The 22,190-nt window shown below is 74.2% G+C and carries 18 protein-coding genes; 8 read left to right on the top strand and 10 right to left on the bottom strand.

Annotation, left to right across the window (positions count from 1 at the left end):
• Positions 1-120 precede the first annotated feature (120 nt).
• The 4 genes from ACSNOD_RS13065 to ACSNOD_RS13050 form a co-directional block, all read right to left on the bottom strand.
• Entirely contained in the window at positions 121-243 is a 123-nt protein-coding gene (locus ACSNOD_RS13065) for a SapB/AmfS family lanthipeptide (protein ID WP_436767052.1), read from the bottom strand.
• 41 nt (positions 244-284) lie between these two features.
• Entirely contained in the window at positions 285-3,047 is a 2,763-nt protein-coding gene (gene lanKC / locus ACSNOD_RS13060; RefSeq protein ID WP_436767051.1) for a class III lanthionine synthetase LanKC, read from the bottom strand.
• A 157-nt stretch (positions 3,048-3,204) separates the two neighbouring features.
• Positions 3,205-3,438 carry a ferredoxin gene (locus ACSNOD_RS13055; protein ID WP_436767050.1) on the bottom strand — a complete coding sequence of 78 codons (234 nt, stop codon included), beginning with the start codon at positions 3,436-3,438 and terminating at the stop codon, positions 3,205-3,207.
• Positions 3,438-4,925: an aldehyde dehydrogenase gene (locus ACSNOD_RS13050; RefSeq protein WP_436767049.1), complete on the bottom strand. Its 1,488-nt coding sequence runs from the start codon at positions 4,923-4,925 to the stop codon at positions 3,438-3,440. The genes ACSNOD_RS13055 and ACSNOD_RS13050 overlap by 1 nt, the downstream gene beginning before the upstream one ends.
• Before the next feature lie 215 nt (positions 4,926-5,140).
• Here ACSNOD_RS13050 and ACSNOD_RS13045 point away from each other — a divergent pair, with 215 nt between their 5' ends.
• From ACSNOD_RS13045 to ACSNOD_RS13015, 7 genes are all read left to right on the top strand, one after another.
• Positions 5,141-6,277, top strand: coding sequence for an MBL fold metallo-hydrolase (locus ACSNOD_RS13045; protein WP_436767048.1), 1,137 nt, complete (start codon positions 5,141-5,143; stop codon positions 6,275-6,277).
• Positions 6,278-6,721: 444 nt separating this feature from the next.
• Positions 6,722-8,023, top strand: coding sequence for a prenyltransferase/squalene oxidase repeat-containing protein (locus tag ACSNOD_RS13040; RefSeq protein ID WP_436767047.1), 1,302 nt, complete (start codon positions 6,722-6,724; stop codon positions 8,021-8,023).
• Positions 8,024-8,136: 113 nt separating this feature from the next.
• Complete coding sequence (locus ACSNOD_RS13035) at positions 8,137-8,868, top strand: SCO2322 family protein (RefSeq protein WP_436767046.1); 732 nt, start codon at positions 8,137-8,139, stop codon at positions 8,866-8,868.
• A gap of 374 nt (positions 8,869-9,242) precedes the next feature.
• Entirely contained in the window at positions 9,243-10,442 is a 1,200-nt protein-coding gene (locus ACSNOD_RS13030) for a CbiQ family ECF transporter T component (protein ID WP_436767054.1), read from the top strand.
• Positions 10,439-12,076 carry an ABC transporter ATP-binding protein gene (locus tag ACSNOD_RS13025; RefSeq protein WP_436767045.1) on the top strand — a complete coding sequence of 546 codons (1,638 nt, stop codon included), beginning with the start codon at positions 10,439-10,441 and terminating at the stop codon, positions 12,074-12,076. The genes ACSNOD_RS13030 and ACSNOD_RS13025 overlap by 4 nt, the downstream gene beginning before the upstream one ends.
• Before the next feature lie 14 nt (positions 12,077-12,090).
• Positions 12,091-12,960: an ECF transporter S component gene (locus tag ACSNOD_RS13020; RefSeq protein WP_436767053.1), complete on the top strand. Its 870-nt coding sequence runs from the start codon at positions 12,091-12,093 to the stop codon at positions 12,958-12,960.
• A gap of 407 nt (positions 12,961-13,367) precedes the next feature.
• On the top strand, positions 13,368-13,769 hold the full coding sequence (locus ACSNOD_RS13015) for a transglycosylase SLT domain-containing protein (RefSeq protein ID WP_436767044.1): 402 nt from the start codon (positions 13,368-13,370) through the stop codon (positions 13,767-13,769).
• Positions 13,770-13,856: 87 nt separating this feature from the next.
• Here the strand turns inward: ACSNOD_RS13015 and ACSNOD_RS13010 are convergent, their stop codons facing one another.
• The 5 genes from ACSNOD_RS13010 to ACSNOD_RS12990 form a co-directional block, all read right to left on the bottom strand.
• Positions 13,857-15,557, bottom strand: a complete 1,701-nt coding sequence (locus ACSNOD_RS13010; protein ID WP_436767043.1) for a serine/threonine-protein kinase — start codon at positions 15,555-15,557, stop codon at positions 13,857-13,859.
• Between the two features lie 128 nt (positions 15,558-15,685).
• Positions 15,686-16,180 (bottom strand): hypothetical protein, encoded by a 495-nt coding sequence (locus tag ACSNOD_RS13005; RefSeq protein WP_436767042.1) that lies wholly within the window; start codon positions 16,178-16,180, stop codon positions 15,686-15,688.
• Between the two features lie 116 nt (positions 16,181-16,296).
• A complete protein-coding gene (locus tag ACSNOD_RS13000) occupies positions 16,297-18,147 on the bottom strand; it encodes an alpha/beta hydrolase (RefSeq protein WP_436767041.1) in 1,851 nt (616 codons plus the stop codon).
• The gene (locus ACSNOD_RS12995; RefSeq protein WP_436767040.1) at positions 18,144-18,629 is read right to left on the bottom strand and encodes a hypothetical protein; all 486 of its coding nucleotides are present in this window, start codon (positions 18,627-18,629) and stop codon (positions 18,144-18,146) included. Before ACSNOD_RS12995 ends, ACSNOD_RS13000 begins: the two co-directional genes overlap by 4 nt.
• Positions 18,630-18,752: 123 nt before the next feature.
• Positions 18,753-19,994, bottom strand: a complete 1,242-nt coding sequence (locus ACSNOD_RS12990) for a cytochrome P450 (RefSeq protein ID WP_436767039.1) — start codon at positions 19,992-19,994, stop codon at positions 18,753-18,755.
• A 245-nt stretch (positions 19,995-20,239) separates the two neighbouring features.
• On the opposite strand from ACSNOD_RS12990, the gene ACSNOD_RS12985 reads away from it, so the two are divergent.
• Positions 20,240-21,409 (top strand): steroid 3-ketoacyl-CoA thiolase, encoded by a 1,170-nt coding sequence (locus ACSNOD_RS12985; RefSeq protein WP_436767038.1) that lies wholly within the window; start codon positions 20,240-20,242, stop codon positions 21,407-21,409.
• A 39-nt stretch (positions 21,410-21,448) separates the two neighbouring features.
• Here ACSNOD_RS12985 and ACSNOD_RS12980 read toward each other — a convergent pair whose 3' ends face one another.
• Positions 21,449-22,060: a TIGR03086 family metal-binding protein gene (locus ACSNOD_RS12980; RefSeq protein WP_436767037.1), complete on the bottom strand. Its 612-nt coding sequence runs from the start codon at positions 22,058-22,060 to the stop codon at positions 21,449-21,451.
• Positions 22,061-22,190 lie beyond the last annotated feature (130 nt).

Genomic DNA, 22,190 nt, shown 5'->3' with positions numbered 1-22,190 from the left:
GGTGGGTGGGAGAAAGACCCGGCGCCGAAGGCGCCAGAGAACCGTACGACCCCAGCGCCGGAGGCGCTGGGGGTTCCGGTGGCGAGCGGTGCCACCGGAACCCCCGCGACCCGCCTCAGATCACAGGCAGACGAGGAACGAGTTCGAGCTGTGCTTGTCGCACGCCAGCAGGCTCAGGCTGCTCTGGTCGTTGCCGCCGTCGGTCTCCGGGGTCTCCAGGCTCTGCAGGTCGAGAAGCGCCATGATGCTTTCCTTTCATCGTTTTCCATGGGGACGGGTGTTTCTCATTCGGCCCCCGACGGGGGCCGGCTCGTGGGCCGCGTGGATCGCGGCGGTCGCGGCAGTCGCGGCAGGAAGGGAAGCTGTGCGGTCGCCGGGCCGTGCGCCGCCGCGAGGGCGAGCAGGCAGCCGGCCGTTCCGGTGGCCAGGTCCATGGAGAGCCGCATCATCTGGTCGCCGGGGAAGGCGAGGTGCCCCCGGTACGGGATGGCGTACCAGCCGAGCCCGGCGATTTGCCGGGCGAGCCGGTCGCCCGCCGCGCCCGGCGCCGTGGTGCGGCTGAGGTGGAGGACCATGCCGGCGCGCCCGTTGAAGAGCCCGGGCTGCGCGTAGTAGTGGGAGTGCGCGGCCGGCAGGATCGCGGCGCGGGCGTCCTCGAACTCCGCGTCGGAGGGCCGGTGGGCGAGGTGGTCGTCGAGGACCATGCCGATGCCGACGCTGCCGCCGCCGAGGTAGGGCATGATGCGCCGGCCCTCGTCGACGAGGAGCGCGCCGTGGCGGCTCGTCACGCACTGGGCGAGGTCCTTGCGGAGCGCCGTGGCGGCGAGGTCGAGGAGCGCGGGTTCGGGGCTGTGGTCGTACAGCCGCAGGAAGAGGAGGGCGGGCCCGGTGGCGCCGTACAGCAGGCCGGCGCGGCGGGTCGGGGCGGCGTCGGGGTCGGTGAGCCGGTCGGCGAGGAGTTGCGCGGCGCGCAGCGCGCTGGCGCGCAGCTCCTTCTCCCCCGTGCTGCGGGAGAGGTGGTCGAGGACCAGGCCGATGCCGGCGAGCCCGCCGTACAGATCGGGCACGAGCCGCTGCCACTTCTCGTCCAGGACGCGCCGTACGAGGTCGAGGGCGCGCTGGGGATGGCCGAGCCGGTCGAGGACGAGGGCGGTGCCGGCGAGCCCGTCGTAGAGGCCGAGCGGGGTGCCCGGCGGCGGCGGATCGGTGTGCCGGAGCAGCCACTCCTCGCCGGCCTCGTACGCGGGGAGGCCGGCCTCGGCGAGGGCGTACAGGACGCCGGCGGCGCCGTGGGCGAGTCCGAGGCCGCCGCCGTCGCCGAACTGGGCGATGTCGCCGGGGAAGAGCCGGTCGTCGCGCTCGGGGGTGGCGGAGGCGAGGACGGCCGCGGCCATCGAGTCGCGGGCGGCCGGCCAGTCGCCGGGGTCGACGGGCAGGTACGTGTCCGAGGCGGGCGCGCTCCGGGCGGGCGTGCCCGAGGACGACGCACCCGAGGACGACGCACCCGGCGCCGGCTCGCCGACGTGCTCCCGCGCGTCCGGATCACGGGTGATCTCCCGCACCGCGTCCGCCCAGAACTCCGCCGGCACGTCCGGGAATCGGGCCGCCGCCACCTCCGCGAGGTGCGCCGCCTTGTCCCGGTCGATGACGAGGAGCGTGGTCATCGGCATGAACAGCGCCAGCCGCAGACAGGCGAGGGCGTAGCGGTCGACGTCGAAGCCGCGCCGGTCGGTCGGGGCGATGAAGCCCGGGTGGGCCAGGGCCTGCCGGTGGTTCTCGTCGACGTGCGCGGCGGCCTCGAAGTCCAGCAGCCGCACGCTCTTCTCGTCCGGCGCGACCATCACGTTGAACATGTGGAGGTCGTTGAAGACCACGCCCCGGCCGTGCACGGCCGCCACGGCCTCCTCGACGGCCCGGTGGATGTCCAGCGCCCAGGCGCTGTACTCGGCGATCTCGCCGGGCTCCGGGTCGGGCGCGAGGAGCGGATGGCGCTGGGCGAAGAAGGAGTTGAGGGGCCGGCCGGGCAGGAAGTCCATCACCAGGAAGCGGTGGTCGCCGAGGGTGAACCAGTCGCGCACCTCGGGGGCGACACCGAGCCCGGAGAGGCGCTCCAGGGCGGTCTTCTCCCGCTCCAGGCGGGCGACGGCGTCGGCGCGGTCGGAGGCGAGTCCGGCGTGCGGCCGGGCCTCCTTGAGCACCACCTCGTCCCCGGTGCGCAGATCGCGGCCGGCGTAGACCCCGCCGCCGTTGGAGAAGTGCAGGGCGCGCTCGATGCGGTACGGCAGCTCATCGGTGGTGGTGGCGTTGCGCGCGGCGAGCTCGGGGGCCAGGAAGTCCGGCAGCGTCACCCAGTCGGGGACGTGGAACGCCGGCTCGCGGCGGTCCGGTACGAGGTGGCCGTCCGGGTGTTCGATCGCGGGCACCAGCGCGCCGGTGCCGTCCACGCAATAGCGGTGCACGAATCCGCCGTAGCGCACGTACAGCGGGCCTCGGCGCCAGCGCAGATCGGTGAGGATGTAGGGCCCGGGTTCGCCGTCGAGCAGTGCGCCGAGTTCCAGCAGAATGGCGTGGAGCTCTTTTTCGTCGGCCGGGTAGATGGTGACGAATTTCCCGCTGGAGCCGCGCCCGGCGTATTTCGAATTGCGCAGGTGGAGTTGGTGCGGGCCGGGCACGAATTTGAAGGGCACGGCGCGCGGCACGCAATAGTCCCAGACCTGGGCGGCGATCTTCTCGGCGTTGTCGAGACAGGCCGACACATGGATCTTCCAGCCCTGGAGCGGGCGGCCGGGGCGCGGGGCGCCGGCCGCGTCCACCGGGTTCACGTGCAGCCAGTCGCCCACGAGCAGGGTGCGCCAGCCGTCGGGCGCGGGGCGCTGGGCGGGCTCGTAGAACGATGAAACGATTCCCCGGGCGGTTCCGGCGGCGCCACCCTCCGCGATCTCCGCCGCAGCGGCGTTCTCGGCGGTCGGCCGGGAGACGGACAAGCGGTCCGGGGTCTCGTAGAAATATCTGTCGGCGAGACAGAAGACCTCGTACCGCTTGTCCATCGTTTCCCCCCTCGGTGCCGATGCGAAAAGATTTTCATGGCACCGAGGGCGAAACCAGTCTCAACTGTAATGAGGCGACCGTGCGGAACTCACAGGTAACCTTGAGTGCCGAACACCAGTTTTATCAGGCGTTCCTTACTGGTCGGCCGGTCGGAGGTCACTCGTCGGGCGGAAACACCGCCCTCCCGTCGACCGTCCGAATGGAGATGGCCTCGACGGGACAGCTCTCCGCCGCCTCCATCAGCTCGTTGTCGGGGTCGGTCTCGGAGGCCACCGACCGCGACTTGCGCGCCGAGTCGAGGGTGAAGCCGCGGGGGGCGCTGTCCACGCACATGCCCGACCCGATGCAGACGGCGCGGTCCACTTCGACGCGCCAGCGCTCGTCGCTCATCACTCGGCCCCACCCTGTGCGCCGTGGCCGGGTGCGACGTGTTCTACCGGAAGGTGGATCATCTTGTGCTCCACATACTCGCCGAAGCCTTCGGGCCCGAACTCCCGCCCCAGGCCGGAGTTCTTGTAGCCACCGAACGGGCCGAGCATATCGATCGAGAAGCCGTTCACGCTGTATGTACCGGTACGTACCTGCCGGGCGATGTCGAGGCCGCGGTCCGGGTCGGCGGTCCAGACGCTGCCGGAGAGCCCGTAGTCCGAGTCGTCGGCGATCCGTACGGCCTCCGCCTCGTCCTCGTACGCCAGCAGGCAGATCACCGGGCCGAAGATCTCCTCGCGGGCGATCCGCATGCGGTTCGAGACCCCACCGAACAGCGTGGGCTCCACGTACCAGCCGCGCTCCCGGGCGGCCGGCCGGCCACCGCCGGTGAGCACCTTGGCGCCCTCCTCCTGGCCCATCCGGATGTAGTCGAACGAGCGCTGCTGCTGGCGCCGGGCGACCAGCGGGCCGACCTGGGTGGCGGGGTCCAGGGGGTCGCCGACGACCAGCGCGGACGCGGCCTCGGCGAGGGCCTCGGCGAACTCGTCGTAGCGGGAGCGCGGCACGAGGACGCGGCTCTGCGCGACGCACGCCTGCCCGTTGTTCATCCACGCCGCGGGCACCAGCCCCGCGACCGTGGTGGCGGTGTCCGCGTCGGGCAGCACGATCGCCGCGGACTTGCCGCCCAGCTCCAGGGTGACCCGGGTCAGATGGCGGGCGGCCACCTCCATCACCCGCTTGCCCGCGGCGACCGAGCCGGTGAAGGACACCTTGTCGACGCCGGGGTGGCCGACCAGGTACTCGCTGACCTCCCGGTCCGCGGGGAGGACGGAGAGCACCCCGTCCGGCAGTCCGGCCCGCGCGGCGATGTCGGCGAGGACGTACGCGTCCAGCGGGGTCTCCGGCGACGGCTTGAGGATCACGGAGCAGCCGGCGAGCAGCGCGGGGCCGAGCTTGGCGGCGGCCACGAACTGCGGCACGTTCCAGGGCGCGACGGCGGCCACCACGCCGACCGGCTCGCGCCGCAGCAGCAGCGGGCCGAGGAGCCCGGCGCGCCGCTCCTCGAAGGGGAAGTCCCGGGCGACGGTGATCGCGGCGTCCCACACCATCACCGCCCCGAGGGCCTGGGCCAGCACGCTCCAGGAGTACGGGGAGCCGTTCTGGGAGCTGATCAGGCGGGCCAGCTCCTCGTGCCGGGCGGCGAGTTCGTCCTTGATCCGGGTGACCACCTCGATCCGCTCCGCGAGCGGGGTGCGGGGCCAGGGGCCCTCGTCGAACGCGGCGCGGGCGGCGGTGACCGCCCGGTCCACATCGGCGCGGGAGGCATGCGGCACGCGCCCGATGAGCTGTTCGGTGTGCGGGGAGTACACCTCGATGGTGTCCGTGCCGGCGGGGTCCACCAGCCGGCCGCCGATGAAGAGCCGTCCGTGCTCGATGAGGTCGGTCATCGCCCGTTCCTCCTGCGGATCAAGGCTTTCTGACGCTGTTTCAGAAACTGATATCAGGTCTGGTTATAGTGGGCAATCACGCGGTCCCGGGCGCGGTGGCCGGACTCGTCGGCCGGTGCGAGTGCCGGTGCGGGTGCCGATGCGAGTGCGGGTGCGGGTGCGGGGCACGGCGTGGCCGCGGTGGCGCGGGCGGGCGGGCGTTCGGAGGGGGCCCCATGGCGGAAGGCGTGACCGATCACGGCGGCGGGGTGTGGGGCATCCCGGTGCCCATCCCCGACAGCCCCCTGGGCCACACCGTGGTCCACCTCCTGGACACCGACCGGGGGCCGGTGCTCGTGGACACCGGCTGGGACGACCCCTCGTCCTGGGACGCCCTCGTCGCGGGGCTCGCGGCGTGCGGGGCCGACGTCGCCGACGTGCACGGCGTGCTCATCACCCACCACCACCCGGACCACCACGGGCTCTCCGGGCGGGTGCGGGAGGTCTCGGGGGCGTGGGTGGCCATGCACCCCGCGGACATCGCCGTCGTACGGCGCACCCGGGACGCGGCCGACACCGGCTGGCTCGACCATCTGCTGACGCAGCTCACCGCGGCCGGGGCGCCGGACGACCAGCTCGCGCCCCTGCGCGCGGCGCGCCGCGCAGGGCGGGAGGCGCTGCCAGCCCCGGTGCCCGCGCTGCCGGACCGCGCGATCGTCCCCGGCGAGCTGCTGGACGTGCCCGGCCGCCGGCTGCGGGCCGTCTGGACCCCCGGCCACACGCCGGGCCATGTCTGCCTGTACTTGGAGGAGCGGCTGCCGGCGGGGCCGGGACCGGGCCGGTACGAGGCGGGGCCCGGGCCGTACGAGGGCAGCGGGCCGTACGAGGCGGGGCACCGGCCGTACGGGGAGCCGCTGCCGGCGGGGGGCGGCGGGGGCCGGCTGTTCTCCGGCGACCACCTGCTGCCGGGGATCTCGCCCCACGTGGGCCTGTACGAGGCCCCCGGCGCCCCCGGGACCGCGGACCCGCTCGGCGACTTCCTCGCCTCCCTGGAGCGGATCGGCCGGCTGGCCCCCGCCCGGGTGCTCCCGGCCCACCGGCACGCGTTCACGGACGCCGCCGGCCGGGTGCGGGAGCTGCTCGACCACCACGAGAAGCGGCTCGCCGAGACCCGCGCCCTGCTCACCGGCGAGCCCCGCACGATGTGGGAGATCGCGGAGCGGACGGCGTGGAACCGGCCGTGGGAGCGGATTCCGCTCGGCTCCCGCGCGATGGCGGTGTCCGAGACGGAGGCGCACGTGCGCCACCTGCTGAGGCTCGGGCGCGCCGAGCGCGTCCCGGGCAGCGACCCGCCCACGTACCGGGCGCGGTGACGGCGCGCGGAGGTGACGGCCCCGCGGCGCGGCGGTGACGGGGCGGTACGGAGGAGCGGCCGCGCGTGGCGCCCGAGGCGGCGGGGAGGGGGCGGGGAGCCGTGGGGGCGCGGTTCGGGGGCCGGTAGAGTGAGCGGGTCGATATCACGTCCGACAGGGGAAAGCCGGTGCAAGTCCGGCGCTGACCCGCAACCGTGAGCCGCCCCCGGGCGGCGAGCCGGACCGCCCGGCCGGATGTGACCGGCTCCAGTCTCCGGCCGAGTCCCCTGTGTGCGGCGGTGGTCGGCGACCGGCACCGTCGAGGCATGCGGAGCCGGAGCCCGGTGCCCCGTGCGGGCGCGCACCCCGGCACACCACCGGCAGGGCGCGGCGCGCGCCGGGCGGCGGATTCCCGGCACCGCCGCCCGCCCGCAGTACTGCTCAACACGAGAGGCACCGCCCGACATGAACGTACGCCGCAGCGCCGCGGTCCTGGCCGCGACCGCCGTGCTCTGCGCGGCCGCTGCCCCGGCCGCCTCCGCCGCCATCGCCGACGACGCGCCGTCCGCCAAGCCGTCCGCGCCGGCCTCGCTGCCGTCGGGTCTGTACGGCACGAAGGACCCGCAGTTCGACGGGGTGTGGCGGCAGTCGGTCGCGCTGATCGCCCAGCGCGCGGTGGGCGTCACCCCGGCACCGAAGGCGGTGGACTGGCTGGCGGGCCAGCAGTGCGAGTCCGGCGGGTTCGCCGCGTACCGGCCGGACCCGGCCGAGAAGTGCGGCTCCGCGACACGGCTCGACTCCAACGCCACCGCGCAGGCCGTGCAGGCGCTGGCCGCCGTCGGCGGGCACGCCGAGGGCGTGAAGAAGGCCGTCGGGTGGCTGAAGACCACGCAGAACCAGGACGGCGGCTGGGGCAGCGCCCCGGGCGACCCCAGCGACGCCAACTCCACCTCGGTGGTCATCGGCGCGCTCGCCGCGGCCCAGGAGGACCCGGCGAAGGCCGTCTCGCAGCAGGGGAAGTCCCCGTACGACGCGCTGACCGGCTTCCAGCTCGGCTGCGACGCGCCGGAGGACCGGCGCGGGGCGTTCGCCTGGCAGCCGCAGGACGGCAAGCTGGAGGCGAACGACGGCGCCACGGTCGACGCGGCGCTCGCCGCGCTCGGCAAGGGCCTGGCCGTCGACCCGCTCCCCCGGGGCGGCGCGGACGTGCCGGTGCGGCCGATGGAGTGCGGCGAGGGGGTGGCGGACAAGCCCGCCGACAAGCCCGCCGACCCGAAGCGGGCCGCGGACGCCGCGGCCGGCTACCTCTCCGCCGTGCTGGCGAAGAACGGCGGCCATGTGAAGGGCCTCGCCCTCGGGGGCGCCACCCCGCCGCCGGACCCGGGCAACACCGCCGACGCGGTGCTGGCGCTGGCCGCCGGGGGCCACCGGGAGGCGCTCCGGGCGCCCCTGACGTGGCTGGAGAACAACTCCGCCGCGTGGGCGAAGGAGCAGGGGCCGGCCGCGTACGGCGCCCTCGTCCTCGCCGCGCGGGCCGCGGGGGCCGACCCGCGGAACTTCGGCGGCACCGACCTGGTCGCGCAGCTCAACGCCACCGGCCCGGCGCCGCAGGCCGGGGCGGACGCCCCGGCGAAGGACGCCAAGGACGCCAAGGACGAGAAGGCGGAGGACGAGGGCTCCGGCTTCGGCGTCTGGTGGATCGTGGGCGCGTTCCTGGTGGCCGGCGTCGGCATCGGCTTCCTGCTGAGCGGGCGCGGCAAGCGGTGAGGATCGTGTCCTCGGGCCTCTCCGGTGGAACGGCCGCGGCGACAGCGGGGCCCCTGGCGGGTGGGCCGACAACGGGCGGGCCGGTGGCGGGTGAGCGGGTGGCGAGCGGGCCGGTGACGAGCGGGCCCGCGTCGTACGGCCGCCCGCGTACGGCCGCGAAGCCGTGGCGCGCCCGTGCCCTCGCGCTCGCCCTCCTCACCGCCGTCCTGTCCGGTGTGCTCGGCGCGGCCCTGCCCGCGTCCGCCGCTCACGCCGCGGGCTACCGCTACTGGTCCTTCTGGCAGCGGACCGGCGGCGAGTGGACGTACGCCACCCAGGGACCGGCCACCGCGCGGCCCAAGGACGGCGCGGTGCAGGGGTTCCGGTTCGCCGTGAGCAAGGACTCGGCCCAGGCGGCGCAGCCGCGCGGGGCCGCCGACTTCGCCGCGATCTGCGGCGACACCCCGGCGGCGGACGGCACCAAGCGCGTCGCGCTGGTGCTGGACTTCGGCACCGCCGAGGACGCGCCGAGCGGCGAGACGCCGCCCGCGGCCCGTACCGCCTGCGCCCGCGTGCCCGGGAACGCCACCGCCGCGGAGGCACTGGCCGCCGTCGCCGAGCCGCTGCGCTACAACGCGTCCGCGCTGCTGTGCGGGATCGCGGGCTACCCGGCGTCCGGCTGCGGCGAGCAGGTCGCGGACTCCGGCTCCACCGCGAAGCCGACGGGCGCGGGCGAGGGGGCCCGCGCCGGCGAGAAGAGTGCCGACGGCGAGGAGGGCGGCCCGTCCGCGGGCCTGCTCGCGGGCCTCGCCGCGGTCCTCCTGCTGGGCGTGGCCGCCCTCTGGCAGGCACGCCGCCGCGGATGAGCACGGAGGACAAGGCCGCGGGCGGGGGGGGGGCATCGGCCCCCGCCCCGATGGAACGCGACCCCGCCCAGGAGGCACGCCCGGCCGACGCGGAGGCGAGCACGCGCGGCTCCGAGCGACCCCGGTCCGGCGCGGAACCATGCGGGTCCGACGCGGGGGCATCCGTGCACGGCCCGGAAAAGCGCACGCCCGGCTCCCAGCCACACCGATCCGGCCCGCAGACCTGCGGGTCCGCCGCAGGGGCACGCCCGGCCGGCGCGGGCGCACCCGAACCCGGCCCGGACGCATGCCGTTCCGACGTGAAAGCAGGCGAGTCCGCCGTGGAGCACCCCGGCGCCGGCGCGGACGGTGCTCGGGCGTCCGCCCCCGGCCCGATGGAACGCGGCCACCGCGCGCAGGAGCGCCGCGGGCCGCACACGCCCCGTGCGGCCCGCAAACCCCGTACGCCCCGTACGCCTCGCTCTCATCGGGGGAACGCCGTGCACGCCGGGGCCTGGTGGGTGTGGGCGCTCGGGCTCGCCACCGCCGCCTCGCGGACCACGAATCCGCTGCTGCTCGGCCTGCTCGTGGCCGTCGCCGGATACGTCGTCGCCGTGCGCCGCACCGACGCGCCCTGGGCGCGCAGCTACGGCGCGTTCCTCAAGCTCGGCCTGCTGGTGATCGGCATTCGCGTCGTCTTCTCCGTGCTGCTCGGCTCTCCCATCCCCGGCAGCACCACGCTCTTCACCCTGCCGGAGGTGCCCCTGCCGCACTGGGCGCAGGGCGTGCGCATCGGCGGCCGGGTGACCGCCGAGGCCGTGGTCTTCGCCCTCTACGACGGGCTGAAGCTGGCCGCCCTGCTCGCGTGCGTGGGCGCGGCCAACGCGCTCGCCAACCCGGCGCGGCTGCTGAAGTCCCTGCCCGGGGCGCTGTACGAGGTGGGGGTCGCGGTCGTGGTCGCGATGACGTTCGCGCCGAACCTGGTGGCGGACGTGGTGCGGCTGCGCGCCGCGCGCCGGCTGCGCGGCCGCCCCGACAAGGGCATCCGGGCGCTGGCCCAGATCGGGCTGCCGGTGCTGGAGGGTGCGCTGGAGCGCTCCGTGGCGCTGGCGGCGGCCATGGACGCCCGCGGCTACGGCCGCAGCGCGCAGGTGCCGGCGGCGGTACGGCGCGTCACCGCCGTACTGACCCTGGGCGGCCTGGTCGGCATCTGCGCGGGGACGTACGGGCTGCTGGGCGCGGCCGGCGCCGGCTACGGCTGGCCGCTGCTGCTGGCGGGCCTGGCGGCGGCGACGGTGGGGCTGCGGCTGGGCGGCAGGCGCTCGGTCCGCACCCGCTACCGCCCCGACCGCTGGGGCGCACGCGCGTGGCTGGTGTCGGGCTCCGGGGCGGCGGTGGCCGCGCTGATGGTCCTGGCCGCGGCCGTGGAGCCGGCGGCCCTGCACCCGGGGGTGGTGCCGCTGGCGCCGCCCACGCTGCCGCTGTGGCCGGCGGGCGCGGTGCTGCTGGGCCTGCTGCCCGCGCATCTGACCCCCGCGCCGCCGGCCCCGGCGCGCCCTTCCCCCTCCGAGTCCCTCCGGGAGGAGACCCCGTGATCCGGTTCGAGCAGGTGTCCGTGCGGTACGGCGACGCCCCCGCGCCCGCGATCCACGGGGTGGACCTGACCGTGCCCGAGGGCGAGCTGGTGCTGCTCGTGGGCCCCTCCGGGGTCGGCAAGTCCACCCTGCTGAACGCCGTCAGCGGCCTGGTCCCGCACTTCACGGGCGGCACCCTGCACGGGCGGGTCACCGTGGCGGGCCGCGACACCCGTACGCACAAGCCGCGCGAGCTGGCGGACGTCGTCGGCACGGTGGGGCAGGACCCGCTGGCGCACTTCGTCACCGACACCGTCGAGGACGAGCTCGCCTACGGCATGGAGTCGCTCGGGCTCGCTCCGGAGGTGATGCGCCGCCGGGTCGAGGAGACCCTTGATCTGCTGGGGCTGGCCGAGCTGCGGGACCGGCCGATCGCCTCGCTCTCCGGCGGGCAGCGGCAGCGGGTGGCGATCGGCTCGGTGCTCACCCCGCACCCCCGGGTGCTGGTGCTGGACGAGCCGACGTCCGCGCTGGACCCGGCCGCCGCCGAGGAGGTGCTGGCCGTGCTGCAGCGGCTGGTGCACGACCTGGGGACGACCGTGCTGATGGCCGAGCACCGGCTGGAGCGGGTGGTGCAGTACGCGGACCAGGTGGTGCTGCTGCCGGGCCCCGGCGAGGCGCCGGTGGTCGGCGACCCGGCCGGGATCATGGCCGTCTCGCCGGTGCACCCGCCGGTGGTGGCGCTGGGCCGGCTCGCGGGCTGGTCGCCGCCGCCGCTGTCGGTGCGCGACGCCCGGCGCAGGGCGGGGGCGCTGTGCGAGCGGCTGGCGGCCACGCCGCCGCCCCAACCGCCCGCGCCCTCCGAGACCTCCCCGGGCGCCGTCGTCGCCGAGGCCGTGGGGCTGTCGGTGCGGCGGGGCCGTACGGAGGCGCTGCGCCGCGTGGACCTGCGGGTGGCGGCCGGCGAGACGATCGCGCTCATGGGCCGTAACGGGGCGGGGAAGTCGACGCTGCTGTCCGCGTTCGTCGGGCTGCACGAGCCGGCGGCGGGCTCGGTGCGCACCGGGGGCGCGGTCCCCCACCGCACGTCGGCGCGCGAGCTGATCCGCCGGGTCGGCCTCGTACCGCAGGAGCCCCGCGATCTGCTGTACGCGGACACGGTGGCCGCGGAGTGCGCGGCGGCCGACGCCGACGCGGGCGCGGCCCCGGGCACCTGCCGGGCGCTGGTCGGCGAGCTGCTCCCGGGCGTGGCGGACGCCACGCATCCGCGGGACCTGTCGGAGGGGCAGCGGCTGGCGCTCGCGCTGGCGGTGGTGCTCACGGCCCGCCCGCCCCTGCTGCTCCTGGACGAGCCGACGCGGGGCCTGGACTACGCGGCGAAGGGCCGGCTGGTGGGCGTGCTGCGCGGGCTGGCGGCCGAGGGGCACGCGATCGTGCTGGCCACGCACGATGTGGAGCTCGCGGCGGAGCTGGCGCACCGGGTGGTGGTGCTGGCGGACGGGGAGGTCGTGGCGGACGGCCCCACGGCGGACGTGGTGGTGGCCTCGCCGGCGTTCGCCCCGCAGGTCGCGAAGGTGCTGGCGCCGCAGCGGTGGCTCACGGTCGCCGAGGTCGCGGAGGCGCTCGCGCGCGGCGGGCGGGAGGCCGCGACATGAGCCGAACGAACGGAATGACCGGAGCGAACGGAGCGAGCGGAACGGGCCGAGCGAGCGGGACGAGCCGAGCGAGGCGGGCGCGGGCGATTCCGATCGGGCCGCGCGCCGCGGTCGCCCTCGCCCTGGTCTCCGCGGTCGGCGTCGCCGGCTTCGGCTGGCCCCTGCTGGCCGACACCGCCTCGGGGCTGGCGCACTCGCAGGACGCCCCGTGGCTGTTCGCCGCGATGCTGCCGCTGCTGATCGCGGTCGTGGTGGCGACGATCGCGGACGACGGGCTGGACGCGAAGGCCGTCGCGATGCTGGGGGTGCTGGCGGCGGCGGGGGCCGCGCTGCGCCCGCTGGGCGCGGGCACGGCCGGGCTGGAGCCGATGTTCTTCCTGGTGGTGCTGAGCGGCCGGGTGCTGGGGCCGGGCTTCGGCTTCGTGCTGGGCGCGGTGACGATGTTCGCGTCGGCGCTGCTGACCGGCGGGGTGGGGCCGTGGCTGCCGTTCCAGATGCTGTCCATGGGGTGGGTGGCGCTGGGCGCGGGCCTGCTGCCGGGCCGGGACCGGCTGCGGGGCCGCGGCGAGCTGGCGGTGCTGGCGGCGTACGGGGCGGTGGCGGCCGTCCTCTACGGCACGGTCATGAACCTCCAGGGGTGGCCGTACCTGCAGGGCGTGGGCACCGGGATCTCCTTCGTGCCGGGCGATCCGCCGCACGAGAACCTGGTCCGGTTCCTGGCGTACTGCCTGGCCACGTCCCTGGGCTGGGACCTGCCGCGGGCGGCGCTGACGGTGGTGCTGACCTTCGCGCTGGGCTCGACGGTCCTGAAGGCGCTGCGGCGGGCGACGCGGCGGGCGGCGTTCGAGACCGCGGTCACATTCCGGGCCCCGGATCGGCCCTGATCGCGTATCGCCTCCCGCACGCGCGGTGAGCGAACGGGGCCGCCGCGTGTGAGGGCCCCCATAGGACCTCGGTCACATACGAGGGCCTTTCGTAGGGTCCGCACCCCTGCCGCGGGCCCCCGAACTTCCCTTGCCGACCTGCACTGTTCGTCTGTTCGTGGGGGTTCGGGACCTTGGTCCCGCGTGCTACGCCCACTAGTAACAGGGGGGCATTGCACCGGGTTCGGCGATCTGCCAAAACTGGTGTCGTCGCAGGGCGCCGCGGTCGATGACCCCGGCGCCTCTCGCAGGCCGGAGACTCTCGGCGAAACCCCCGTCCGATCGCGGATGGATTCCCGTGTGTCCTCGACCCGCCCCGGGCCCCGGCCCGGCGCGACGGTCCTGTCCCCGACGGAAGGCTCTCTTTCGTGTTCTCCACCTTCAGCCGCATCGCCTCCCGCAAGAACGCCGCCGCCGCTGCCATCGTGGCCGTGGGTGCCTCGGGTCTGTTCTTCGCCGCCGCCCCCGCGCAGGCCGCGGACAACGGCGCCAAGGACACCGCCCGTAAGATCATCACGGACGGCGCGCAGTTCCAGTGCTTCAGCAACATCGTTGAGCGGGAGAGCGGCTGGAACCCCCAGGCCACCAACGCGGCGAGCGGCGCGTACGGTCTGGTGCAGGCCCTGCCGGGCTCGAAGATGGCCTCGGCCGGTGCCGACTGGAAGACCAATGCCGAGACCCAGATCAAGTGGGGCCTGGACTACATGAAGGACCGCTACGGCAGCCCGTGTGGCGCGTGGAACTTCTGGCAGGCCAACCACTGGTACTGAGCCGCCACAAGCGGTTCGACCGGTTCCACATAGCGCGGCGGTGGCCGTCCCCCTTCCCGGGGGACGGCCACCGTCGTTTTTCCGCTCCTACTGGGCGCCGGCCCGCCAGACCGTCATGTCCGCGGTCATGAAGGCGATCTTCGGCAGCGCGGTCGACTTCGTCTGGACCACGAGCAGCGCGATGTCCCCGGAGGAGTGCTTGACGCAGATCTCGCTGCCGGCCGCCGCGGCGGCCAGCGGGAGGCGGTGGCTGTCGGCGCCGGTGAGGGCGAGACGGCACGAGTCGAAGGAGGCGCCCGGCTTGCTGAAGAGCATGGTCATCACGCTGGTGTCGCTCTCCAGCGCGCAGCCGGCCTCCTTGCAGTCGAAGCGGATGTCCCCCTTGTTGTCCTCGTGCCGGACCGGCTCCTTGATGCTCAGCGAGGTCTTGGCGTCCAGCCACTGGAAGGGGTACGGGACGGCCTGCGGCGCCTTGGGCGCGGCCGGGGAGGGCCGCGACGCGCCCGGTGCCGCGCCGCCGGACCCCGCCGAGGCGGCCCCCGAGGACGCCCCTGAAGACGACGGCGCGGACGACGACCCCGAGGCCGATGACGATGACGCCGTGTCGGACGCGGAGGACGCGTCGGACGACGTATCGGACGCCTTACCGGACGCCGTGTCGGACGACGCCGACGGCGACGCCCACGACGACCGCGCCTTGCCCACCGCCTCCACGAGCGTCCACGCCAGGCCCGTCAACAGCAGCACGCCCGCCGTCACGGCCGCGACCGTGATCAGGACGGTGCGCCGCCGGCGCGCCCGCTGCTCCTCCGGCCCCACCACCGGTGCCGGCAGCGGCTGCGGCCGGGTGACGAACGGCAGCGTGTGCACGGGGGTGGGCGCGGGCACCGGCGCCGGAACCGACACCTCCGGCCCCATGAGCTCCCGCCAGAGGGCCGACCCCGCGCCCGCGTCGCCGTCCCCGCCCAGCCGCTGCCGGCACCACTCGACGACCTCCGCGGGGGTGGCCCGCTCCTCCGGGTCGGCGGCCAGGCACCGGGCCATCAGCGGACGGAGCTGCTCGGGCAGCTGCGACAGGTCGGGTTCGGAGTGCACGATCCGGTAGAGCACGCTGATCGCGGACCCGTCCCCGTACAGCGGCTTGCCCAGCACCGCGAACGCCGCCGTCTGGCCCAGCGCGAAGATGTCGGTCGCCGCCGTGACCTCGCCCGCGGACGCCTGCTCGGGGGCCATGAACGAGGGCGTGCCGACGGCGGAGCCCGTGGCGGTGTAGGAGCTGACGCCGGAGGCCAGCGAGATGCCGAAGTCGATCACTCGCGGCCCGTCGGCGGCCAGCAGCACGTTCGACGGCTTCAGGTCCCGGTGCACGATGCCCGCGCCGTGAATGGCCTGCAGGGCCTCGGCCACGCCCGCCACCAGCCACAGCACCGTGGGCACGGGCAGCGGCCCGCGCCGGGCGACGGCCTCCGTGAGGGAGGGCCCGGGCACGTACAGCGTGGCCAGCCAGGGCGGCACGCCGTCCGCGTCGGCGTCGATCAGCTCGGCGGTGTACGCGCCCCGGACCCGCCGGGCCGCCTCCACCTCGCGGCGGAACCGCCGCCGGAAGGAGGGGTCGTCGGCCAGCTCGGGCCGTACCACCTTGAGCGCCACCGGTCGGCCGCCCTGGGTGTGCGACAGATAGACCCGGCCCATGCCGCCCGCGCCGAGCCGGGCGGCGAGGCGGTAGCCGGCCACCACGGGCGGATCGTCCGCCTGCAGTGGCTGGAACACCTCGGTCGCGTCGTTCATGGGCCCCCTCCACCCCCGATCCCCTGGTCAACCGGTGGGTCGACCAACGGAAGCAGCCTAAGCGGGCGGGTTTCGGCGGCTGTCGGAGGGGTATATAAGGGCGCCTGGTCGTACGGGGGCCCGAGGGCCTACGAGCCGCCGTGGCTGTGGGAGGGGCTCGGGGCGCTCTCCTTCGGCGGGTACTGGAAGCACGCGGAGACCAGCGAGACATGGATCAGCGACTGCGGCGGGTTCGGCCGGGTGACCTTGCTGTTGTCCAGGAACTCGATGTTCACCGTGAACTGCTTCTCCGTGGAGTCCGCCAGCAGTTCGAGGTTCCTCGCCTGGCTGTTGTTGCGCCCGTAGCGCAGGATCTTCCAGTTGCGGGCGGGGAGCTCGCGCTCCAGGCGGCCCATGGCCGCCTCCATGTCCGCGACGGGCACGCCGCCCAGGGACCAGGAGTGCTTGACCTTGTAGAAGACGTCCGGGTCCTTCTCGCCGCACGGCGCGGTCCGAGGTCCTCCGCCGCCGTTCTCCCCACGCAGATTGATGACCTCGTAGATCCCGCTGGAGAGCTGCCGCGCCTCCTCGGACACCTCACGCGCCGGCCGCACCTTGGGCGTGTAGCCCAGTCCGTCACTCATGCCACATCCCGTCGTCACCGCCGTCGCCAGGAACAGCGCGAGCCATCCGCGCCTGCCCGGGAGCGCCGTTCGCCGCCCGGCGCCTGCTCCCACTCGGGCTCCCGCTCCGGCTCCGGTCATTTCCTCGTGACCGATTCGTACTGACCCATGACCACCTTGGCCTGGTTCTTCAGGCTCTCCGAATCCTCGTCCCAGTAGCCACTGTGCCCCTCGGTGTCGGTGGCCATCTGCTCGGCCCCGAAGATGTCCTGGCTGGGCGCGATCCCAGCGCCGCCGCCTATTCTCCACTGGCTGCCGCCGTGGAAGAAGGCGCCCAGGTCGGGCACCGGGTCCCCGTCGGCCTCCTCGTTCCAGACATGGCCCTTGGGCACGTCCAGGTCCGTGGCCCGGCCCACCTGCATGCCGGGGCTGCCGGCGACCACGATGTCATCGGCGTTGAGATCGCCCTGGCGCGCGGCCGAGCCGATCAGCGTGCTGCCGTAGCTGTGGCCGAGCGCGGTGAGATGGCTGTCCGACCCCGCCTTGTTCGCCGTGTTGAGCCCGTCGAGGAACCGGTTGTACGCCGGTGCGCCGTTGTCCGCGTACTTGTCGCGGGTGGCGTCCTTGACGATGTCCTCGGGCGCGTCGTACCCGATCCAGGTAATGGTTGACACCTGTTGCTTCTTGGTGGTGTCGAGCACGGTCGCCTCCTGCCACAGCTCCACCATGCGGTTGATGTCTCCCTTCGCCTTGCTCAGCTGGGAGCCGGTGCCGGGGACGTAGACGGCGGTGTGGTCGGCGGTGTCGGGGTTGCCGTTGGCGACGATGGCCCGACCGCGCCCTTCGGAGTCGAAGCCCAGCAGATAGGCGGGAGGGAGCTTGTCCTTCTCCACGTTCTCGTCGTAGGTCCGGTCGAAGCGCCCCTGAATGGCCTCGATGCCGCCGATCCGCGCCTCCAGCCGCTTGCGCTCGGCGTCCCAGGCGTCCCAGTCCTTACTGGTGATGGTGACGGCCTCCTTGTGCTGCACCGTCTTCGGCCTGCCGCCCTTCGGCTCCTTCTCCTTGTGCCGGGCCAGGGTCGCCAGGAGTTCCGCGTGCTCCTCGCGCAGCACGGTCCGGTTGGCGGTGTCCCGGACCTCGGCCGGCAGGCCGTCGAGGGCGCCCACGCTGGCCGGGTGGAGCGATACGTACGCGTCCTGCTGCTCCTTGGAGAGGCCGTTCCACCAGGCGGCGTTCTCCTTCGGGGACTTGCCCTTGGGGATGTTCTTCGCCTCGTAGACGTCTCCGGCGGCCTTGAACACCTCGGCCCGGTCGGTCTCCGCGTCCGCCCACATGTCGGGGGTGACTTTCACCCCGCCGATCCTGGCGGCCAGCTTGGACAGCGCTCGGGAGTACTCGGTGTCGACCTCGCCCGCGATGCGCAGGGCGTCGGCTATCTCCCTCGCGAGCCGCTCCGCGAGGTGCTTCTTCGGGTTGACCTTCGGTTGGCCCGCCCTCTCGTACGCGTAGTCGGACTGGGCCCTGAGCGCGTCCTCCATGGACACGCTCTGCTGGGCGAGCCCCTCGAAGCCCCCCTTGGGCGCCTCGCCGTCGCCGCGCGCCGTGCCGCCGGGGAACTCCTTGCCGTGCGAGGTGGCCGCGGGATAGGTGACGGACCCGTCGTCGTGGACGGTCAGCCCGTTCTCCTGGGCCTCGGACAGCGCCTTCTTGAGCGCCTGCTGCGGCGCGCGGAGCTCCTGGGCCAGACCGGTCAGGGCGGTGCGGACGAGCCCGGTCTGCATCTGGATGTACTGGTAGTTCTGGCTGAGCATGTTCACCGCCCCGACGGCGGCGTTCTTGGTCTCGCCCTCCTGCTTGCCGAGCTTGCCCAGCATCGTCTGGTCGACGAAGTCCATGTCCGCGCCGGCCTGGTGGCTCACCTTGCGCCAGCCCTCGGCGGCCGTCTCGTACGCGGACCGCTTGAGGTCGCGCAGATCACTGACCCTCATCGGGCCCACTCCGGGGTCGAGCCCTTCGAGGAGGCGCCGGAGCCGGAGCCGTTGCCGTTGCCCTTGCCCTTGCCGTCGCCGGTCAGCGGGGCGAACTTCGAGCCCACGTCCAGGTCGTTGCCCTGGTGGAGGCCGCCGGCCTTGCGGAAGCCGTCGCCCAGGTCCCCGGCCTCGGTCCGGGCGTCCTTGATCCGCTTCTCCCAGGTCTCCAGCACCTTGGCGAGCGTGGCGGTGCTCGCGAACCCCTTGGCGTCGGTGGTCAGCGTGCGATGCCCCGCGTCCAGGTCGGCCAGCGCCGTTCCCGCGTGCTGCTGAAGCGTCCCGGTGTCCGTGGCGAGGCTCTTCAGCGCCTTCTTCTCCAGCTTCAGGCCGGAGACGGCGCCGCCGTAGCGCGCGCCGCCGGGCGTGTCCCCGGTGCCGGCCAAGGCGAACCGGGTGCTCGCGTCGGCCTTGGCCGCCGTCCATTCGTCGGTGAAGCTCATCCGTCCCCCGCGTACCGTGCGTCTCTGGCGTCTCGCGCATCACTTGCGTCACGCCAGGGCGCACTGTAGCGAGGACGGGCGCGCGCCCGCATGAGTACCTGTACCTAGAGGCCGCGGGCCGGCTCAGCCGCGGCCGTAACTGACCCGCATCTCCTTCACCCCGTTGACCCAGGACGAGCGGAGCCTGCGCGGCTCGCCCTCCAGCCGGATGTCCGGCATCGTGTCGGCGATCGCGTTGAAGATCAGGTCGATCTCCATCCGGGCCAGGCTCGCGCCCAGGCAGTAGTGCGGGCCGCCGCCGCCGAAGCCGAGGTGGGGGTTGGGGTCGCGGGTGATGTCGAAGACCTCGGGCCGGTCGAAGAACTCCGGGTCGTTGTTGGCCGAGGCGTAGAACAGGCCCACCCGGTCGCCCTTGTGGATCACCGCCCCGCCCAGCTCGGTGTCCTGGGTCGCGGTGCGCTGGAACGCCATGATCGGGGTGGCCCACCGTACGATCTCGTCCGCCGTCGTCGACGGCCGCGCCGCCTTGAACAGCTCCCACTGCTCGGGGTGGGTGAGGAAGGCGTGCATGCCGTGGGTGATGGCGTTGCGGGTGGTCTCGTTGCCCGCGACGGTGAGCACCAGGACGAAGAAGCCGAACTCGTCGGCGGTCAGATTGCCCTCGTCGGACGCGGCGACGAGCTGGCTGACGATGTCCCGCGCGGGGCACTCCTCGCGCTCGGCGGCCATGCCCATGGCGTACGAGATGAGCTGCGCCGCCGCTTCCGCCCCCACCTCCTGGGTGATGGCCAGCTCCGGGTCGTCGTAGGCGATCATGCGGTTGGACCACTCGAAGAGTCTGAGCCGGTCCCGCTGGTCCACGCCGAGCAGTTCGGCGATGGCCTGGAGGGGCAGTTCGACGGCGACGTCGGCGACGAAGTCGCCGCTCCCGCGGGCCGCCGCGGCCGCGACGATCGCGGTGGCGCGCTCGCGCAGGGCCGTCTCCAGCGCCCGTATCGCGCGGGGGGTGAACCCGCGCTGCACGATCTGCCGGAGCCGGGTGTGCTCGGGCGGGTCCATGTTGAGGAGGATCAGTTTCTGGACATCGATCCGGTCCCGGGTGATCGCCTCGTTGAAGCGGATGATGGCGGTGTTGGTGCTGGAGGAGAACAGCTCGGGCGCGGTGGAGACGGCCCGTACGTCCGCGTGCCGGGTGACCACCCAGTAGCCGTCGTCGTCGAACCCGGCGGCGTTGTGGCGCTGCGCGTTCCACCACACGGGGGCGGTGCGCCGCAGCTCAGCGAGTTCCGGGAGGGGTACGCGCCGCTGGTGGACGTCCGGGTCGGTGAAGTCGAAGCCTTCGGGCAGCGCCGGGCAGGAGGACATGGCGGCTCCATCTCTGACGTCTGACGACCCATCAGAAGCGTGCGGTGACGGTAGTGACCCGGGCTTCAACTGGCAAGGGCCGCGGCGCCTTTCCCGGCCACGCGGCGGCCGCGCGGGTGGTACGGGACCCTTGCGCCGCCGGGCGGGTCTTCATAAGACTGCTTCGAGAACTAGAACGGGTACTAGTTCTCGCCGTGGGCAGCGGGCCGGGCCGCCCCGCGGACCCCAGGAGGAGGCGAGCAGCCATGGCCGCGGAACCCGTCATCGTCGAAGCCGTACGCACCCCCATCGGCAGGCGCGGAGGCACGCTCGCCAACCTCCATCCCGCCTATCTGCTGGGCGAGACGTATCGCGAGCTGCTGAACCGCACCGGCATCCAGCCCGACTGCGTGGAACAGATCGTCGGCGGCACGGTCACCCCCGCCGGGGAGCAGTCGATGAACCCCGCCCGCAACGCCTGGCTCGCCATGGGCCTGCCGTACGAGACGGCGGCCAGCACGGTGGACTGCCAGTGCGGCTCCTCGCAGCAGGCCAACCACCTCGTCGCCAACATGATCGGCTGCGGGGTCATCGACGTGGGCATCGCCTGTGGCGTCGAGTCGATGTCCCGGGTGCCGCTGGGCAGCGCGACCCGGCACGGGCCCGGCAAGCCCTGGCCGGACGAGTGGGGCGTGGACCTGCCCAACCAGTTCGAGGCGGCCGAGCGCATCGCCCGCGCCCGCGGGCTGACCCGCGAGCGCGTCGACTCCCTCGGTCTGCTCTCCCAGGAGCGGGCCGCGACGGCCTGGGCGGAGGAGCGTTTCAAGCGGGAGACGTTCGCCGTGCAGGTACCCACCACGGAGGACGAGCAGGCCGCCGGCCAGGGCATGTGGCGGCTCGTCGACCGCGACGAGGGGCTGCGCGACACCAGCATGGAGGCGCTCGCCCGGCTGAAGCCGATCATGCCGACCGCGCTGCACACCGCCGGCAACTCCTCCCAGATCTCGGACGGCGCGTGCGCGGTGATGTGGGCGTCCAAGCGGATGGCGCGGGCCCTCAGGCTCAAGCCGAGGGCCCGGATCGTGGCCCAGGCGCTGGTCGGCTCGGACCCGCACTTCCACCTCGACGGGCCCATCGACGCGACGCGCGCGGTCCTCGGCAGGGCGGGCATGACCCTCGACGACATCGACCTGGTCGAGGTCAACGAGGCGTTCGCCTCCGTCGTCCTCTCCTGGGCCCAGGTCTTCGACCAGGACCTGACGAAGGTCAACGTCAACGGCGGGGCGATAGCGCTGGGCCACCCCGTGGGCGCGACCGGCGCCCGCCTGATCACCACGGCGCTCCACGAACTGGAGCGCACCGACCAGGAGGTGGCCCTCATCACGATGTGCGCGGGCGGGGCGCTGGCGACCGCGACGATCATCCAGCGCCTCTGACGGCCGACGGCCGGGCCCCCTCCAGGGGGTTGCGCTCCTCTAGGGGGTGCGCCCCATCGCGTGGAGGAGGCGGTCCCGGTCGGACGCGTCCGGCGCGGACACCCGCGTCGGCGGCCCGTAGTAGCGGTCGCTGTCCACGATCGGGCTCTCGCTCACGCCGTGGTAGATCCGGGCGAAGTTGTCGAGCACCCAGCGCACCGTGGGCGCGTGCAGCCGCTCGTCGAGCCGTACGGCGCGGGCGAGGTCCCAGGTGTGCGTGATCGCGTCCACCACGTACAGGCCCAGCAGTTGCCGCCCGGGCACGGGGCCGAACGGATAGTCGACGATGCCGTCGAGGGCGCCGGCGGCACGGAACGCCGCCCGGCACTCGGCCACCGCGTCCCGGTACGCGGTCACCGGGTCGCCGTCGACCACGTCCCGGTCCAGATCGGCCAGGAACCGGGCGCTGTCGCCGCCCCGCAGCAGCGCGGTGTAGAGGCGACTGCCCCGGATCATGTGCTCGACCAGCTGGCGCACGGTCCACTCGGCGCACGGCGTGGGGTCCCCCCACGCCGCCTCAGGGACCGCCCGCAACCGATCGCCGAATCCTTCCGCCGCGCTGTCGAAGTACCCGAGCAGCGCCCTGTCCGTCTCCCGCATGGCCTCACGCATGACACCCAGCCTGCCCCGCGCGCGCCGCCGCCTCCGGCGGGATTCGGACCTCGATGGCCGCCCGGCCCCGCCGGGGCGTACGGCCGGGCCGGGCTCAGGGGCGTACGACGTGGGGGCCGGGGTCAGGGGT

The sequence above is a fragment of the Streptomyces sp. URMC 123 genome (assembly GCF_051386515.1).
In the GTDB taxonomy this organism is placed as follows: domain Bacteria; phylum Actinomycetota; class Actinomycetes; order Streptomycetales; family Streptomycetaceae; genus Streptomyces.
Note: the sequence above shows the minus strand (reverse complement) of the source record. Positions and strands in the feature narration are given on the sequence as shown.